16 protein-coding genes are annotated in these 14100 nt (G+C 61.9%); 5 read left to right on the top strand and 11 right to left on the bottom strand.

Annotation, left to right across the window (positions count from 1 at the left end; all coding sequences use genetic code 11):
• Window positions 1–5: 5 nt before the first annotated feature.
• Together glcE and glcD are read right to left on the bottom strand one after the other, a co-directional pair.
• Complete coding sequence (glcE, locus tag IFU31_RS06540) at window positions 6–1067, bottom strand: glycolate oxidase subunit GlcE (protein WP_192102572.1); 1062 nt, start codon at window positions 1065–1067, stop codon at window positions 6–8.
• Window positions 1067–2566 (bottom strand): glycolate oxidase subunit GlcD, encoded by a 1500-nt coding sequence (gene glcD, locus IFU31_RS06535; RefSeq protein ID WP_192102571.1) that lies wholly within the window; start codon window positions 2564–2566, stop codon window positions 1067–1069. Before glcD ends, glcE begins: the two co-directional genes overlap by 1 nt.
• Before the next feature lie 198 nt (window positions 2567–2764).
• Here glcD and glcC point away from each other — a divergent pair, with 198 nt between their 5' ends.
• A complete protein-coding gene (glcC, locus tag IFU31_RS06530) occupies window positions 2765–3517 on the top strand; it encodes a transcriptional regulator GlcC (protein ID WP_122474967.1) in 753 nt (250 codons plus the stop codon).
• A gap of 9 nt (window positions 3518–3526) precedes the next feature.
• Here glcC and IFU31_RS06525 read toward each other — a convergent pair whose 3' ends face one another.
• The 3 genes from IFU31_RS06525 to IFU31_RS06515 all read right to left on the bottom strand — a co-directional run bounded on the left by IFU31_RS06525 (window position 3527) and on the right by IFU31_RS06515 (window position 5524).
• The gene (locus IFU31_RS06525; protein ID WP_192102733.1) at window positions 3527–4387 is read right to left on the bottom strand and encodes a DUF6279 family lipoprotein; all 861 of its coding nucleotides are present in this window, start codon (window positions 4385–4387) and stop codon (window positions 3527–3529) included.
• Between the two features lie 67 nt (window positions 4388–4454).
• A complete protein-coding gene (locus IFU31_RS06520; RefSeq protein ID WP_122474965.1) occupies window positions 4455–5174 on the bottom strand; it encodes a TorF family putative porin in 720 nt (239 codons plus the stop codon).
• 161 nt (window positions 5175–5335) lie between these two features.
• On the bottom strand, window positions 5336–5524 hold the full coding sequence (locus IFU31_RS06515) for a hypothetical protein (protein WP_177327984.1): 189 nt from the start codon (window positions 5522–5524) through the stop codon (window positions 5336–5338).
• 215 nt (window positions 5525–5739) lie between these two features.
• Between IFU31_RS06515 and IFU31_RS06510 the strand changes: the two genes are divergently transcribed.
• The gene (locus IFU31_RS06510) at window positions 5740–6576 is read left to right on the top strand and encodes a CvfB family protein (RefSeq protein WP_192102570.1); all 837 of its coding nucleotides are present in this window, start codon (window positions 5740–5742) and stop codon (window positions 6574–6576) included.
• A gap of 21 nt (window positions 6577–6597) precedes the next feature.
• Here IFU31_RS06510 and IFU31_RS06505 read toward each other — a convergent pair whose 3' ends face one another.
• Complete coding sequence (locus tag IFU31_RS06505; protein WP_192102569.1) at window positions 6598–6978, bottom strand: hypothetical protein; 381 nt, start codon at window positions 6976–6978, stop codon at window positions 6598–6600.
• A 217-nt stretch (window positions 6979–7195) separates the two neighbouring features.
• On the opposite strand from IFU31_RS06505, the gene IFU31_RS06500 reads away from it, so the two are divergent.
• Both IFU31_RS06500 and IFU31_RS06495 read left to right on the top strand, forming a co-directional pair.
• The gene (locus tag IFU31_RS06500) at window positions 7196–7387 is read left to right on the top strand and encodes a CsbD family protein (RefSeq protein ID WP_192058726.1); all 192 of its coding nucleotides are present in this window, start codon (window positions 7196–7198) and stop codon (window positions 7385–7387) included.
• A 221-nt stretch (window positions 7388–7608) separates the two neighbouring features.
• The gene (locus tag IFU31_RS06495; protein WP_192102568.1) at window positions 7609–8586 is read left to right on the top strand and encodes a YihY/virulence factor BrkB family protein; all 978 of its coding nucleotides are present in this window, start codon (window positions 7609–7611) and stop codon (window positions 8584–8586) included.
• Window positions 8587–8602: 16 nt separating this feature from the next.
• On the opposite strand, the gene IFU31_RS06490 is transcribed toward IFU31_RS06495, so the two are convergent.
• Window positions 8603–9010, bottom strand: coding sequence for a GNAT family N-acetyltransferase (locus tag IFU31_RS06490; RefSeq protein ID WP_342214352.1), 408 nt, complete (start codon window positions 9008–9010; stop codon window positions 8603–8605).
• A 118-nt stretch (window positions 9011–9128) separates the two neighbouring features.
• Between IFU31_RS06490 and IFU31_RS06485 the strand changes: the two genes are divergently transcribed.
• A complete protein-coding gene (locus IFU31_RS06485) occupies window positions 9129–9764 on the top strand; it encodes a DUF998 domain-containing protein (protein WP_122474955.1) in 636 nt (211 codons plus the stop codon).
• 4 nt (window positions 9765–9768) lie between these two features.
• Here IFU31_RS06485 and IFU31_RS06480 read toward each other — a convergent pair whose 3' ends face one another.
• The 4 genes from IFU31_RS06480 to IFU31_RS06465 form a co-directional block, all read right to left on the bottom strand.
• Entirely contained in the window at window positions 9769–10098 is a 330-nt protein-coding gene (locus tag IFU31_RS06480) for a DUF202 domain-containing protein (protein WP_192102567.1), read from the bottom strand.
• Window positions 10095–10496 (bottom strand): YidH family protein, encoded by a 402-nt coding sequence (locus tag IFU31_RS06475; protein WP_122474951.1) that lies wholly within the window; start codon window positions 10494–10496, stop codon window positions 10095–10097. The genes IFU31_RS06480 and IFU31_RS06475 overlap by 4 nt, the downstream gene beginning before the upstream one ends.
• Window positions 10497–10583: 87 nt before the next feature.
• Window positions 10584–11774, bottom strand: a complete 1191-nt coding sequence (locus tag IFU31_RS06470) for a sensor histidine kinase (RefSeq protein WP_192058781.1) — start codon at window positions 11772–11774, stop codon at window positions 10584–10586.
• A 118-nt stretch (window positions 11775–11892) separates the two neighbouring features.
• On the bottom strand, window positions 11893–14025 hold the full coding sequence (locus IFU31_RS06465) for a putative bifunctional diguanylate cyclase/phosphodiesterase (RefSeq protein ID WP_192102566.1): 2133 nt from the start codon (window positions 14023–14025) through the stop codon (window positions 11893–11895).
• Window positions 14026–14100 lie beyond the last annotated feature (75 nt).

Here is a 14100-nt window from a genome sequence, read left to right as displayed (position 1 = left end):
CTGGTTCACAGCTGCGCGTAGAGGCGGCCGGGGTTGAAGATGCCCTGTGGGTCCAACTGCGTCTTGAGCTGGCGGTGGTAGCGCAGCAGCAGCTCGGGCAAGGGTTGAAACGGCTCGGGGGTGACGCCTGTGGTGTAGCAGGTGGCATGCCCGCCGACTGCCTCGACCACCTGGCGAATCGACGCGGCGCTGGCGTTGGATTTCAGCCAGCGCTGGGCACCGCCCCAGTCGATCAGTTGTTTGCCCGGTAGCTGCAAGGCAGCGGTGTTGTTGGGCAGCGACAATCGCCAGAGCGCTTCGGGCTGCGCGAAGAAGGGCAGCCGATGCTCGTTCAGCTCATCCCAGAACGCCGAGTCGATGGGCTCGCCGCCGATGCGCTCGTGGGCCGCAGCCACCGAGCCTTCGCCGCCCTCCAGGCGCAGATAGAGCACCTCATCGCTGTGGCATGCGGCACTGATCGGCATCGGCTGCTGGCCCCATTCGGCGAGCTTGAGCAAGGCGCGCTCGGCGTCGCAGGCCAGCTTGATGCTGAAACAGGCACGCGGCTTGGGCAGTACCTTGAGCGACACCTCGGTCAGCACGCCCAGCGTGCCGAAACTGCCGGTCAGCAACCGGGACAGGTCGTAGCCGGCGACGTTCTTCATCACCTCGCCGCCGAAGCGCAGGTGCTTGCCCAACCCGGTGATGACCCGCGTGCCCAGTACATAGTCGCGGGCGGAACCGGCCCAGGGACGACGTGGCCCCGACAGTCCGGCCGCAACCGTGCCGCCCAGGGTGGCCTGCTCGCCATAGGCCGGTGGCTCGAAAGGCAACATCTGCCCGGCCTGCTCAACGGCGGCGCGCAGGGCCTGCAAGGGCGTGCCGGCCCGTGCGGTGATCACCAGCTCCGTAGGGTCGTAGCTGACGATGCCGCAGTGCGCGCGCGTATCGAGGTGCTCGCCGGCACCGATGCAGCCCAGGAAGGCCTTGCTGTTGCCGCCCTGGATGCACAAGGGGCGGTCGTCGGCCAGCGCCTGCCGAACCTGATCCAGCAGTTGCCCGCTGGCGTCCAAATCGCTGCCGGTCATCAGAAGCGCTCCAGATCAGGGAATGGCAGTTGCCCATGGTGGATATGCATGCCGCCGAATTCGGCACAGCGCTGCAGGGTCGGAATGTTCTTGCCGGGATTGAGCAGCCGATCGGGGTCGAACGCGGCTTTTACCGCATGGAACAGCGTCAGCTCGTCACTGTTGAACTGGGCGCACATCTGATTGATCTTCTCCCGCCCCACACCGTGTTCGCCGGTGATGCTGCCGCCCACCGCCACGCACAGCTCCAGGATCTGCCCGCCGAGCGCTTCGGCACGTTCGAGCTCACCGGCCTGGTTGGCATCGAACAGAATCAGCGGGTGCATGTTGCCGTCCCCGGCATGAAACACGTTGGCCACGCGCAGGCTGTATTGTTCGGAAAGCTCGGAGATGCCCTTGAGCACGCCCGGCAGGGCGCGACGCGGAATGGTGCCGTCCATGCAGTAGTAGTCGGGCGAGAGTCGGCCGACGGCGGGGAAAGCATTCTTGCGCCCCGCCCAGAAACGCAGGCGTTCGGCCTCGTCGCGGGCCTGGCGGACCTCGGTCGCGCCGGCCTCCGTCAGCACCTGATAGACGCGCTGGCAATCGTCGTGCACATCGGCTTCCACGCCATCGAGCTCGCACAGCAGGATCGCTTCGGCGTCCACCGGGTAGCCGGCATGGATGAAGTCTTCGGCGGCGCGAATGGCCAGGTTGTCCATCATTTCCAGGCCGCCGGGAATGATCCCTGCGGCAATGATGTCGGCCACGGCGGCGCCGGCCTTTTCCACCGAATCGAAGCTGGCCAGCAGCACCTTGGCCACCTGCGGCTTGGGCAGCAGCTTGACGGTCACCTCGGTGATGATGCCCAGCATGCCTTCGGACCCGGTGAACAGCGCCAGCAGATCGAAACCGGGCGAGTCGAGGGCATCGCTGCCCAGGGTCAGGCGTTCACCCTCGATGGTCAGCATCTGCACCTTGAGCAGGTTGTGCACGGTCAAACCGTACTTGAGGCAGTGCACGCCACCAGCGTTTTCCGCGACGTTGCCGCCAATCGAGCACGCGATCTGTGACGAAGGGTCGGGGGCGTAGTACAGGCCGAAGGGCGCCGCCGCCTGCGAGATCGCCAGGTTGCGCACGCCAGGCTGCACGCGCGCCCAGCGCCCAGCGGGGTCGATCTCGAGAATCTGCTTGAAGCGCGCCATCACCAGCAGCACGCCCTGTTCGAGCGGCAGGGCGCCCCCCGACAGTCCGGTACCTGCTCCACGTGCGACGACGGGCACCTTTTGCGCGTGGCACAACCTGAGCAGAGCCTCAATTTGCTCGATACGCTCGGGCAACACCACCAGCAGCGGTACGGTGCGATAGGCACTGAGCCCGTCGCACTCGTAAGGGCGCAGGTCTTCGGTGCGATGCAGTACGGTAAGGTCGGGGATGCGGGAGTGCAGTGCCTGCACCAGCGCGGCCTTGTCGACCTTGGGCAGGACGCCGTCGATGCGTTCGTCGTAGAGAATGTTCATGGGCGCAGGCCACCGGCTTGTCGTTCTTATGCGCTCAACAGTGGTCGCAAACACCAGGCCTGTCTACGGGCTGAACCACTGGTAGGACCAGTTCTTTTGGTCGGGGGGCTTCTATCGAAGCGTCTACTGGCTTATTTTTGGAGGGTCGTCGAACGTTTGACGACAGTCTCGGCCGATGGTCCTACCAGCAGGCATGGCATGCACAACAAACCTCAAGTCGCCGATGTAGTGTGCGAGCGCATCGAGCGGCTCATCGTCGATGGCATTCTCAAGACCGGACAACCACTGCCGTCGGAACGGCGTCTGGTGGAAAAGCTCGGTGTGTCGCGCAACGCGCTGCGCGAGGGCCTGAAGCTGTTGCGCGCCCGTGGCATCATCGCCACCGAGCAGGGCCGCGGTTCGTTCGTCGCGTCGCTGTCGCCTGCCAACGATGCCACGCCCCTGATGCACCTGTTCAGTTCCCAGCCGCGTACGCTCTATGACCTGTTCGAAGTGCGTTCGCTGCTCGAAGGCGAGTCGGCACGGCTGGCCGCACTGCGCGGTACCCAGGCTGATTTTGTGTTGATCGAGCGCAGCTACCAGGCGCTGCTGGCAGCCCATGACCAGCCGCTGGACGCCACCCGGCATGCGCACCTGGACCACGCTTTTCACCTGGCCATCTGCGATGCCTCGCACAATCCAGTGCTGGTACAGACGCTGCGCTCGTTGACCGACCTGCTGCTCAACTCGGTGTTTGCCTGCGTGAACAACCTGTACCACCGCCAGCCGCAGAAACAACAGATCGACAAGCAACACGCCAGGCTTTACACCGCAGTGATCAATCGCCAGCCCGAGCAGGCACGCAAGGCAGCCGTGGCGCATATCGAGAGCATCTGCGCCAACCTGCGGGAAATCGAAGGGGAAGAGCAGCGTCTGGTACGTGCCACGCTGCGTCTGGAAGGCTGGGCCTGAAGCAGCGGATCAGGCGTTCTTCAGGCACTTGAGGTTGGCAAAGTCTTCGCGTAGTTCACCCAGCCTGCGCTCGATACGCTCGCGTTGTTCAGGCGTACTGTCGGCCGCAAGGCCGCTCATCAGGTCGATGGCTGCCTGCTCGGTACGGGCATAGGCCAGCTTGTATTGCGGGGTCCACACCGCTTCGCGCTGTTGCAGCAATTGCGCGATCCGCGCCGGGAATTCCGCCGACTGGCGCTGCTGCAAGGCGGCCATGAACTGCGCCTGCCAATGCTCGCGGTTGTCGATCCATTCACGATTCTGCTCGCCCAGGCTCTGCGACCAGGCCTGCACGCGCTGCTGCTGTGTATCGGTGAGCTTGCCGAACCAAGGTGTCAGACGCTTGCTCATGCGCTTGGCGCGTTCGTCGATCTGCGCCTGCAGTGGCGGCTCCACGTATTCCTTGCGGCGCTTGACCAGATCCTCGTTGAGCGCCTGCTGCAGGGCGCGCACCTGATTGTCGTCCAGGCCCTGCAGCAACTCGACCGCCGAGGGCGTAACCTGCACCGCAATGGCCGAGATCGCCTGTTTGGCCTCGGCGGTGCGTTCGCGCAGCGCCGGCGCAGTCACTTGCTGCTCGGCGACCATGCGCTGGACCTTGTCCAGCCACTGGAGGTTGTCGGCCAGTTGCGTGGTGCAGTGCCAGCGCAGATGCTCCTTGAGGCGTTCGTCGAACCAGTTCTTCTGTTCGCGATTCATGTCCAGGTAGTCGTTCATCGACCAGGGAATGATCACGTCCAGATTGCGATAGGCCAGGTCCACTCGTGTGCAGCCACTGAACACCAGGCACAGGCCCATGAGCAGCACACAATGCGACAAGCGACGAAACAAAGGATTCATGGCAGCGGTCCGTGCGATGGCGTTGTTGTGGTTATAGAGCCATGCCGGTGCGTGCGGTTCAGAAAAACGCGTGTTGGGCCTTGAGCATGAACATGCTGTCACACTGGCCATTCTGGCCTGAATAGGCAGCGCAATTGGCGCCACTCAGGTCCGAGCCACTGTAGATGAAATCCAGGTCGAAGCTGCCGATCGGCCGTGACATCTGCAGCGACCAGTCGTTGAATGCCCGCACTTCCTGCCCCTCGCCAATGGTGAACGGGGTGGTGAGCTGATGGTTGCTGACCTTCATGGTAAAGCCCACATCCAACAGGGGCAGGCCGCCCAGGTCGGCGAACAGCGTGCTGTTCTGGCCGTCGGGGGTATTGTTGAACGCGGCTCCGAAGCGCCGATCCAGCACGCGCAGGCCGGCGTAGAACGCATGCGTCGAAGGGGCATCCAGCTCGGGGTAGCTGTACTGGATCACGCCCACTTCATAGCCCAGCGAATTATCAAACGGATGCTTGTAGCCCATATAGGAATCCACCTCCAGATTGCTGGAGGAGGTGAGGCCCATGTTGGGCGACCATTGGCCGAAATACAGACCGCTGTCGTGGGTCAGGTCCAGCCCGCCATGGAAGGAACTGCCGGCGCTTGGCTGCACCAGGCCCACGGCCATGCTGCGCGACGGTGTAGTGCCGAGCTTGAGGTTGAAATCGCCGATGTCACGTTGAATGACCTGGGCGCATAGGGAAGGGGGGACCACGAGTCCGGCTATCAATAACCAGCTGGGTCTGAGCATACCTACCTCCAGTAAGCCTGGACGGCCCGATCTAGAAGGGTGCAAGCATACCGCTCATGGGCGGCGTCACGCTGCCATTCGTCGATTCAGGGGGGATGAGGGTGATGCGAGGAGTTACATGACGCTGAAGTTTTGCCCGGCGCCACGGCCGGGCCGCAAACTTACTTCTTGCCCAGGCTGATGTGCTTGGACGGGGTGAAGGTCTGGCCGCTCACGCCCTTGGCAATCTGCTGGATCTCGCCACCGGACTTGAGAAACGCAGCAATCTGTTCGTTGATCGACTCGCTGGTTTCTACGGCTGGAGCGGGTTTGACTTTGCTGTTGGATGCTTTAACGCGCATGGCTGCCATTAACCTGTCAAAAATTAATATGGCCAGGCATTGTACATGATTTATCCCCTCTCGGCTGGGCTATATGGACCAGCGGTGGCAGTGGCATCCCCTGTGATCAAGGTTTTGTCCAGCAAGGTTCCGGCGTACCAATACCTGTCGCGCAAGGCGCCTTGCGCAGCGAACCGAAGGGTTCTCGGGTAGAATGCCGAGCCAGGTGACGAGGAAAATTCGAAATGGCTTTAGTCGGGCGCTACAACGCATTGCAAGTGGTAAAACATACGGACTTCGGGCTGTATCTGGACGGCGGCGCAGACGGCGAGATCCTCTTGCCCAATCGCTACATTCCCAAGGATATTCCCAGCGAAGACGAAGACTGGCTGAACGTCTTCGTGTATCTGGACAGCGAAGACAAACTGCTGGCCACCACTGAAAAGCCCAAGGTTCAGGTGGGTGAGTTCGCCAGCCTCAAGGTCGTCGAGATCAACAGCATTGGCGTCTTCCTCGACTGGGGGCTGCCCAAGGACCTGCTGCTGCCGTTCTCCGAAGAAAAACGCCAGATGAAAGCGGGCGAGTACTGCGTGGTACACGTGTACCTGGACAAGCGTACGCGCCGCATTACGGCCACCGCCCGCCTGGATCGCTACCTCGACAAGCTGCCGCCGGCCTATCAGGTAGGCCAGGAAGTCGATCTGCTGGTGGTCGAAGAAACCGACATGGGCTTCAAGGCCATCATCAACAACGCCCATTGGGGCTTGATCCACAAGAACGAAGTGTTCAAGTTCCTGCGCTCCGGCAAGCAGGAGAAGGGCTACATCAAGGAGCTGCGCGGCGACGGCAAGATTGCCCTGAGCCTGCAGCCCATCGGCGCGCAGCTCACCAGCAGCCTCAACGCCCAGATCCTCGACAAGCTGCGCGACAACCAGGGCACCCTGGCGGTCAGCGACAAGAGCGATCCGCAGGTGATCAGCGACCTGTTTGGTGTCAGCAAGGGCAACTTCAAGAAGGCCATCGGCGCCCTGTACAAGGACGGCCAGATCGTCATCCACGCCGACCGTATCGAACTGGTCTGAAGCCCGTCACGCAGGCCGCTTTCAGGCCTGCAGGAACGGCGCGAAGCCGACGCCGCTGCCGGTGGGGCGCACATCCTTGAGGAACGAATCCTTGTCGGCGCTCAGCTCGAGGCTGACCGTCGACTTGCGTTTGCCGGCGTTGCGCACCACCAGCCCTTCCATGTGTTCACGTAAAAACGCCGTGGTCACTTTCAGGTGCAGTAGCTGATCACTGGAAGGAGTATGCAGCAGCAGGTGAATCCATTCGTACTGGCCGATCTGCATGCGTGCCACAGGGATGTCGAACCACCAGATGTTGCGTTTGGCGTCCAGCACGGTGAAATGGCAGTTGTTGACGCCGAGCACCGCGCCACCCAGTTCCTTGTTGCGACGGGCGATGGCTTGGGGTTTGTCGAGTTTCATGAAAATTCCTACAGGTATGACGCTTCGGCGCACTGGCCGAATCCGACCGGCATTCTGCGGGCAAATCGGCCGAACATAAAGCGCGGGCAAAACCCATGTGCCTGCCGCACGACCACGGCGTCTTTTGCCACGCAAAATAATTTGAAACTCTGGATGGCCGGTGCCGGTCAATTCCTGTGTCGAGACAAGACATTCCTACATGACCAGGAGACATACCATGAGCGGCACTTCAGACAAGATCAAAGGCGTAGCCAACGAAGCAGTCGGCAACCTCAAGCAAGGCGTGGGCAAAGTCACCGGTAGCGACAAACTGCAGGTTGAAGGTGCAGTGCAAGAGAAGAAAGGCGAAGCCCAGCAAGTAGAAGGCGAAGTCAAGAACACTGTGAAAGACGCTGTAAATAAACACTGAGGCAGCGTGTTTCCTGCCTGAGTGAAGTTCGCCAACGGTCATCAAACGATGGCCGTTGTGCTATTGGGCGGACACGGACGTACATACTCTGATTGTCGTTTTTCCTGCAGCTTTACGGTAGAAAGCGTGCCGCTACAAGCCTGCCGCGGCTGCCTGACTCAGTTGAGCTGCGCATCCACTCAGGCAGGGTATTCGAAAGTCGAGTGGCGCAAGGAGACGCTATGCTATTTCCCCACATGAACAACCTGCCTTTCATGAAGGTCATGGTTCGCACGGTCAAGGAATTCGTCGACGACGAAATGCCTACTTATGCTTCGGCATTGGCCTACCAGATGTTGTTCTCGCTATTCCCTTTTCTTCTTTTCCTGATTGCCTTGATCGGCTTCCTGCATCTGCCGGACTTCTTCTCGTGGATGCGTCTGCAATCCGAGTTGGTGCTGCCGCCACAGGCGTTGGAACAAGTCAATCCGGTGATCGACCAGTTGCAGCAGTCCAAAGGTGGTTTGCTCTCCATCGGTATCGTGGTTGCGCTGTGGACTGCCTCGGCAGGCGTGCGACTGACCATGAGCGCAATGAACGCTGCCTATGATGTAGTCGAAGAACGTCCGGCCTGGAAGCGCATTCCCCTGTCGATTCTGTACACCATCGGCCTTGCCGGGATGCTGTTGTGCGTAGCGGCCTTGATGGTCACCGGTCCCCAGGTCATGCAGTGGCTGGCCGGGCAGATCGGCATGGAAGATTTCATCGTCACGCTGTGGACCATCCTGCGCTGGCCACTGATCGTCATCCTGCTGATGATCGCCGTTGCGGTGATCTACTACGTCATGCCTGACGTGAAGCAGGAATTCCGCTTCATCACGCCTGGCTCGATGCTCGCCGTGGTGGTGTGGATCGTCGCATCGCTGGGCTTTGCCTACTACGTGAAGACGTTCGCCGACTACAACGCCATGTACGGCAGCATTGGCGCGATCATCGTGTTGCTGTTGTATTTCTACATCTCTTCTGCGGTGCTGTTGCTCGGTGCCGAGATGAATGCGGTGATCGAGCACATGTCGGCCGAGGGCAAGGACAAGGGTGCCAAAGACCCTGAAGATACCACCCCCGCTGTGGACCAGACCGGGACCGTGCCCACGGGCGAGAAGGACCTGCGTGCAAGTCCTGCCACGCCGTCATCGGTTGCAGCGTGCCCGCAGCCTTGAGCCGAGGCTATGCAGATCAAGCGGCAGTCGGACGCACCAGGGCCAGCAAGTTCTTGCTGGCTCGGTAGCGCTGCAGGCGCTGGGTCAGCTCGGCAGGCAGAGTGGTTGCATCCTCGAAGCCGAGGCTGAGGTAGAAACCACGCAACGGCGGTTCGCAAAACAACCATACCGGCCCGCCCAGCGTGGTCTGGGCGGTGCTGAGCAAGCGTCGGCCCAAGCCCTTGTTGCGCTGATCGACAGCCACGTGCAGGCCGGTTAACCAGTGCCCCCCGGCCACCGACACGAAGTTCGAACCTGCAACGATTCCGTCGCTCCGTGCTACCCACCAGCGGGCGTTGCCCACGCTGCGCATCCGACTGTTCTGCGACTTGTAGAACTTGTCCAGCAGCGGTCGCGCACAGGTCGGTAGTTCGATGAATTCCACGTAAATGTGTCCTGTTATTGCCAAAGCGCCAGGTTTGCCCAATGGCGGGAGAAATTGCTTCGTGACCGCACCGGCGCTGTAGTAAGGTCCGGGCCTCTTTTTATGACGGAGATGCGCTGTGCAGCAGCCGATTCGCAAATTACTCTATCTGGCTGGCCTGATCAGCCCGCTATGGCTGGCCGCCAGCCTCATCGTGACCGGCAGCTTGTATGCCGGGTACAGCCACATCGATCAGGCGATGGGTCTGTTGGGCGCCATCGATGCACCCACCCACGCCCTCTGGGCCTGGCTCGGTCATTACCCGCTGGGCCTGTTGTCGATAGCGTTCGGTATTGGCCTGTACGCGGGCCATGCTCATCTGCGCCTTGCGCGGCTGAGCGCCTCGCTGATCATCGTGCACGGTGTGGCGAGCCTAGCCGCTGGGTATTTCACCTGCGACGCCGGCTGTTCCCTGCAATACCCCTCGACACAGCAGAACCTGCATACCATCGCCAGCGTGATCATGTCGGCAAGCCTGTTGCTCGCCAGTGCGCTGTGGATTGTCGTGGCACGCCGCGAGGGCCGCAAGGGCTTGGTCTGGTTGTCCCTGATCTGTAGCCTGTTTGCGCTGGGCTGCCTGCCGTGGATGGCTGCAGCGATGGACGTTGGCCGTGGCTTCGGCCTGTTCCAGCGGGTCAACTACTTCGCTTCACTGGTGTGGGTCGCCGGGCTGGCGTGGGCATTGCTCAAGGCCGAGCGCAACGAATACGCCTGACGCTTCAGGTCATCAAGGTGATCCAGATCGCCGCGCCGCCGATCACCGTGACCATGCTGCCCAGGCCAAGCACGCCCGTCACGTCGGCCGGGAAGCGCGCGCGGCTGATCCCTTCCACCCTGCAGCGGTATCGGCGCCGTTGGCTCAGCCAGATCAGCAGCGCTCCCAGCAAAGTGAACGCGATCAGGCCACCGGCGAAGCGCCCGTGGAAGGGCATCCAGCGCAGAAAGAACAGACTCGCCACCAACATCGCCAACAGGGTCCGTCCCCACGCCAGCAACGTCCGTTCAGGCTGCAGGCCTTCGTCCTGATGTCCCGCTTGCAGCGGGCTCATCGCAATACGACGAAGGCTATCAGCGCTGCCGTGACCAACGCACCGCCGATGGACAGCAGCGGCACCAGCAACGGAATGGGCAAGGGCTGCTTGTGACGCATCGCCCGCTCCACGTTCAGCCAGCGCAGGCTCGCACTGGCACTGAGCAGCATGCCCAGCAGCAGCAGGATGACCGCCAGGCTCTTGCGAAACTCGGGTGCGAACACGTCCGCAGTGAATGCTTCGACAGCGATGCCGCCAGCCATCAAGGCCAGGGCTGTACGAATCCAGGCCAGAAACGTGCGTTCGTTGGCCAACGTGAAACGTGGGTCGGGCTCGCTGCCGCCCGTGAGCAGCTTCAGCTGTCGCGCGCTGCGTTGGCCATGAGTGGGGGGGATCCCGGGGTCAGGTCTCGCCATGTGGGTGCCAGGCAGGGTGTGGAGGTAGGGCGATGCTACCATCGCCAGCCGTCGTGCCGGCCACTTTCCGCGTAGCAGGCCCAGGCCTCAGTCGCGGTCGGTGTTCACGGGCAGGTGGAAGCTGAACTGCGTACCGTCTTCATCGCTCGACGCGACTTCCAGTCGACCGGCGTGGGCCAGGGCGATCTGATAGGCAATGTACAAACCCAGTCCAAGGCCCCCGCGCGGGCTGCGCACACTGGGCCGGGCAAAGGGTTTGAACAACTGCGAGCGCACGTTTTCAGCGATCGCCGGCCCCTGATTATGCACCGACAGGGTGAATGCCTGATTGGACAGTCGGCCGCACACGCGCACCTCGCTGTCCGGAGCACCGTGGATGATCGCGTTGGACACCAGGTTGGAAAGCAGTTGGCCAATACGCTCCTTGTCGCACAGCACGCCTTGCAGATCATCGACATCCATCGTGATGACCCGGTCGGGGTGAATGCGCTGCAGCTCGGAGACCACGTGCTCCAGGCTCCGCGTCAGGTCGGCGTCGGGCTGCAGGTCCACCACGATGCCGGCACCGAGTCGTCCACGGGCAAAATCCAGCACATCTTCGATCAGCTGCGAGGCGCGACGTGCACTGGTCTGGATATGCTTGACGATACCCAGGCTGCGCTCATCGGTGACGCGTCGCTGCAACAGCTCCGAGCCGGCGTTGATGGCAAACAGCGGATTGCGCAAGTCATGGCCGAGCACCGCAATGAACTGATCACGCAGATCGGCCATTTCACGCTCTTCCAGCAACGCGGTAGCCGTGCGCTGGTGCTGTTCTTCATTCTCCATCTGCAGCGACAGCAAACGCGAGAACGATTCCATCATGGGTTCGATGGTGCTGCCTTTGAGGCAGGTAGGCCGTGGATCGAGCGCACAGATGGTGCCGAAAAAGCTGCCATCGGCGCGGAATATAGGCGTCGATATATAGCTTTCGAACTTGTAGATGCGCGGAGTGTGATGGTTGCAGTACACCTCGTCTTCGCTGACCTTGTCGATGATGACGGTCTGCTGACTGACGCGTATCTCGTGACACAGGGTAGTGGTCACGTCCAGTTCGTCGCCGACCCCCAGGCCAAAGCCGATGCTGTCGAGCACCGCGCACGTGGTCCACGAATCTTCGGTAACTCTGGCTACCGCTGCAAAACGCATCCCGGTGGTTTCGCAGATGACCTGCAGGATTGCCGGGACCGCGTCGATACGCGCGAGGGTGGCTATGTCGGCTGCTGCAGTCGTGCCCATGGAGTGTCCACTGTGGTTGCGCATGCCGGAACCATTGGCTGGTCGTGTCCGGACGGTGCACCGATTCTAGCGATGCCGCTCGAGCCTGTAAAAAAATCTTGAGTCCGCACGGCTTATATCAGCTGTAATCACATGCCTGCGGTACCTCACGAACCCTGCGCGAGGCGCTCTGCTGCTTGAGCAATGGCTCCAGCGCCAGGTGATCCAGAGCGGTGCTCAAATGATCACCCTGTAGCTCTGCGCATCCTTCTTGCTGCAGACAGAGTAGCCGTTGCTCGGTATCGACACCGGCGCCGATCACACGAACACCCATGGCTTTGCCCAGGTCGATCATGCCGCGCACCATGGCGCGGTCATTCGGGTTGTCGCTCATGCCGGCCACGAAACGTCGTTCGATCTTCAACCCATCGAAGGAATACAGACGCAGGTATCCCAGGGAGCAGTAGCCACTACCGAACTCATCGAGAATCAGCCCGGCACCTAGTTCCTTCAGTGCGGTCAGTGCACCTACGGCACCGTCGGCACAGCCCAGCATGACCTGCTCGGCAACCTGCACCTGCAGACGGCTGGCAGGCAAGCGGGCTTCTGCCAGCGCGTCACGAACATCGCGAGAAACATCGCCGCGGCTGAAATGCGCCGGTGCCAGGCTCAGCGACACGGCAATCGACTGTGGCCAATGGCGTGCTGCCTTGCAGGCCTCGCCCAACATCCAGCGGCCGATCGCTACGATCAAGTCGCTGCGCTCGGCCAAAGGCAGGAAAACGTCCGAGGTGAGCAAGCCTTCGACCGGGTGCTGCCAGCGCAGCAGTGCCTCGACCGCGACCACTCGTTCGGCCTCGGCGCTATACCTGGGCTGAAACTGCAGCAGCAGTTGTTCATGGCGTATGGCTGATGCCAGATCGGTTTCCAGTTGCCTGAGCTGGTTCTGTCGGTCCAGCGCCGGGGCAAAATGCTGCCAGCTGCCGGCGCCTTGAGCCTTGGCCTGACGCAGGGCGACGTCCGCGCAGCGCATCCACTCGCTGGCATCGCCACGTGCGGGCCGGTCGTGAACCACGCCGATATTCACACCCACCTGCAGCTGTCTGATGCCATGCGCGATCGGGCGCTGGATGTTGTCGATCAGGCGCTGACAGAAATGCTCGATCTCGATCATCTCGTCGATGCTGGCCAGCACAAGCATGAACTGCCCGGCGTGCAGGCGGGTCACCAGATCATTGCTGCGCGTGCTGTCGCGCAGGCGACTGGCGACTGTGCGCAGAACACATTCGCGTGCGGGCTTGTCCAGGGTTTGCTGCGCTGCGTCAAACCCTTCCAGGTCCAGCAGCAGCACGGTCAATGGCAGCGGACGCAGGCGATCGGCCAGGGTCTGGTCGAGGAACCGCGTCAGGGCATGCTCATCACCCAGGCCTGTCACGGCATCGTGGGTGGAGCGGTGGGCCAGCTGGGCCTGGGCGCTGACATGGTCGGTGACGTCGACCACCGTACCGCGGTACCCGACCACGCGTGATTCGTGGACGATGGGCCGCGCTGCAATGCGACTCTGGCGGGTCTGTCCCGCGCTGTCGCGGTAGCTGCAGCGCAACTGACCAGTCCCTGCTGCTGCGGCGGTGTTTCCCAGCTGTTGCAGCCATTGGCCCGGAGGCAGGGTTTCGCACTGCAACAGCAATTCAATCGGCTGGCCCAGCCAGGCATCACCTGCCAAACCGGTGGAAGCGGTGAATTCCGAGGACAGATAACTGACCCGCAGGAACTTGTCGGTTTCCCATATCCAGTCGGAACTGGCACGGGTCAGGTCATACAGGCGCTCTTCACTCGATTGCAGTGCTCGATGCCTGTCCTGCAATCGTGCATGATCCCGGTCGATGTCACGCAAGCTGCGCAAGGTCCTGAGCAGCAGCCCGCCGGAGGCGATCAGCACGACGAGCAACAGTGTGGCAATCGTCGCCGGCGACATCGCCCAGAGCGGTTCGCTGCCCGGTGGCGGCGTCTGCACGGGCAGTCCCGAGCCGGCTTCTTCGTGGGAAATCAGCGGCCGGCCACTGTTATCCCCCAGATCGCGCTCGCCGCTCAAGCTGTTCGCGGCGACCGTCTCTGCCGAAGGATCGCTGGCATGATCCGTCGCGGCGGGAACGCCGAGCACGGCACTGCCGGCAATCAACACACTGGCAAGGATGGGCAGCACGAACGCCAGCACCAGAAGCCGTGCATGGCGTAAGTAGCGGGAGGGGTTGGCGGCATCAACAGCATTCATGAGCAGCGGTCCTTGCGAACAGACGTTTCCTGATCCCATTCGGACGGCTGCGGCGGCGACATGGTTCCCGCCGGG

The sequence above is a fragment of the Pseudomonas sp. CFBP 13602 genome (assembly GCF_014842725.1).
GTDB lineage: Bacteria > Pseudomonadota > Gammaproteobacteria > Pseudomonadales > Pseudomonadaceae > Aquipseudomonas > Aquipseudomonas baltica.
This window is presented reverse-complemented; position numbering and strand designations above follow the sequence as displayed.

Coding starts and splice junctions, on each gene's coding strand:
- glcE (WP_192102572.1), bottom strand. CDS start 1,067: ATGACCGGCAGCGATTTGGACGCCAGCGGGCAACTGCTGGATCAGGTT.
- glcD (WP_192102571.1), bottom strand. CDS start 2,566: ATGAACATTCTCTACGACGAACGCATCGACGGCGTCCTGCCCAAGGTC.
- glcC (WP_122474967.1), top strand. CDS start 2,765: ATGCACAACAAACCTCAAGTCGCCGATGTAGTGTGCGAGCGCATCGAG.
- IFU31_RS06520 (WP_122474965.1), bottom strand. CDS start 5,174: ATGCTCAGACCCAGCTGGTTATTGATAGCCGGACTCGTGGTCCCCCCT.
- IFU31_RS06515 (WP_177327984.1), bottom strand. CDS start 5,524: ATGGCAGCCATGCGCGTTAAAGCATCCAACAGCAAAGTCAAACCCGCT.
- IFU31_RS06510 (WP_192102570.1), top strand. CDS start 5,740: ATGGCTTTAGTCGGGCGCTACAACGCATTGCAAGTGGTAAAACATACG.
- IFU31_RS06505 (WP_192102569.1), bottom strand. CDS start 6,978: ATGAAACTCGACAAACCCCAAGCCATCGCCCGTCGCAACAAGGAACTG.
- IFU31_RS06500 (WP_192058726.1), top strand. CDS start 7,196: ATGAGCGGCACTTCAGACAAGATCAAAGGCGTAGCCAACGAAGCAGTC.
- IFU31_RS06495 (WP_192102568.1), top strand. CDS start 7,609: ATGCTATTTCCCCACATGAACAACCTGCCTTTCATGAAGGTCATGGTT.
- IFU31_RS06480 (WP_192102567.1), bottom strand. CDS start 10,098: ATGAGCCCGCTGCAAGCGGGACATCAGGACGAAGGCCTGCAGCCTGAA.
- IFU31_RS06475 (WP_122474951.1), bottom strand. CDS start 10,496: ATGGCGAGACCTGACCCCGGGATCCCCCCCACTCATGGCCAACGCAGC.
- IFU31_RS06470 (WP_192058781.1), bottom strand. CDS start 11,774: ATGGGCACGACTGCAGCAGCCGACATAGCCACCCTCGCGCGTATCGAC.
- IFU31_RS06465 (WP_192102566.1), bottom strand. CDS start 14,025: ATGAATGCTGTTGATGCCGCCAACCCCTCCCGCTACTTACGCCATGCA.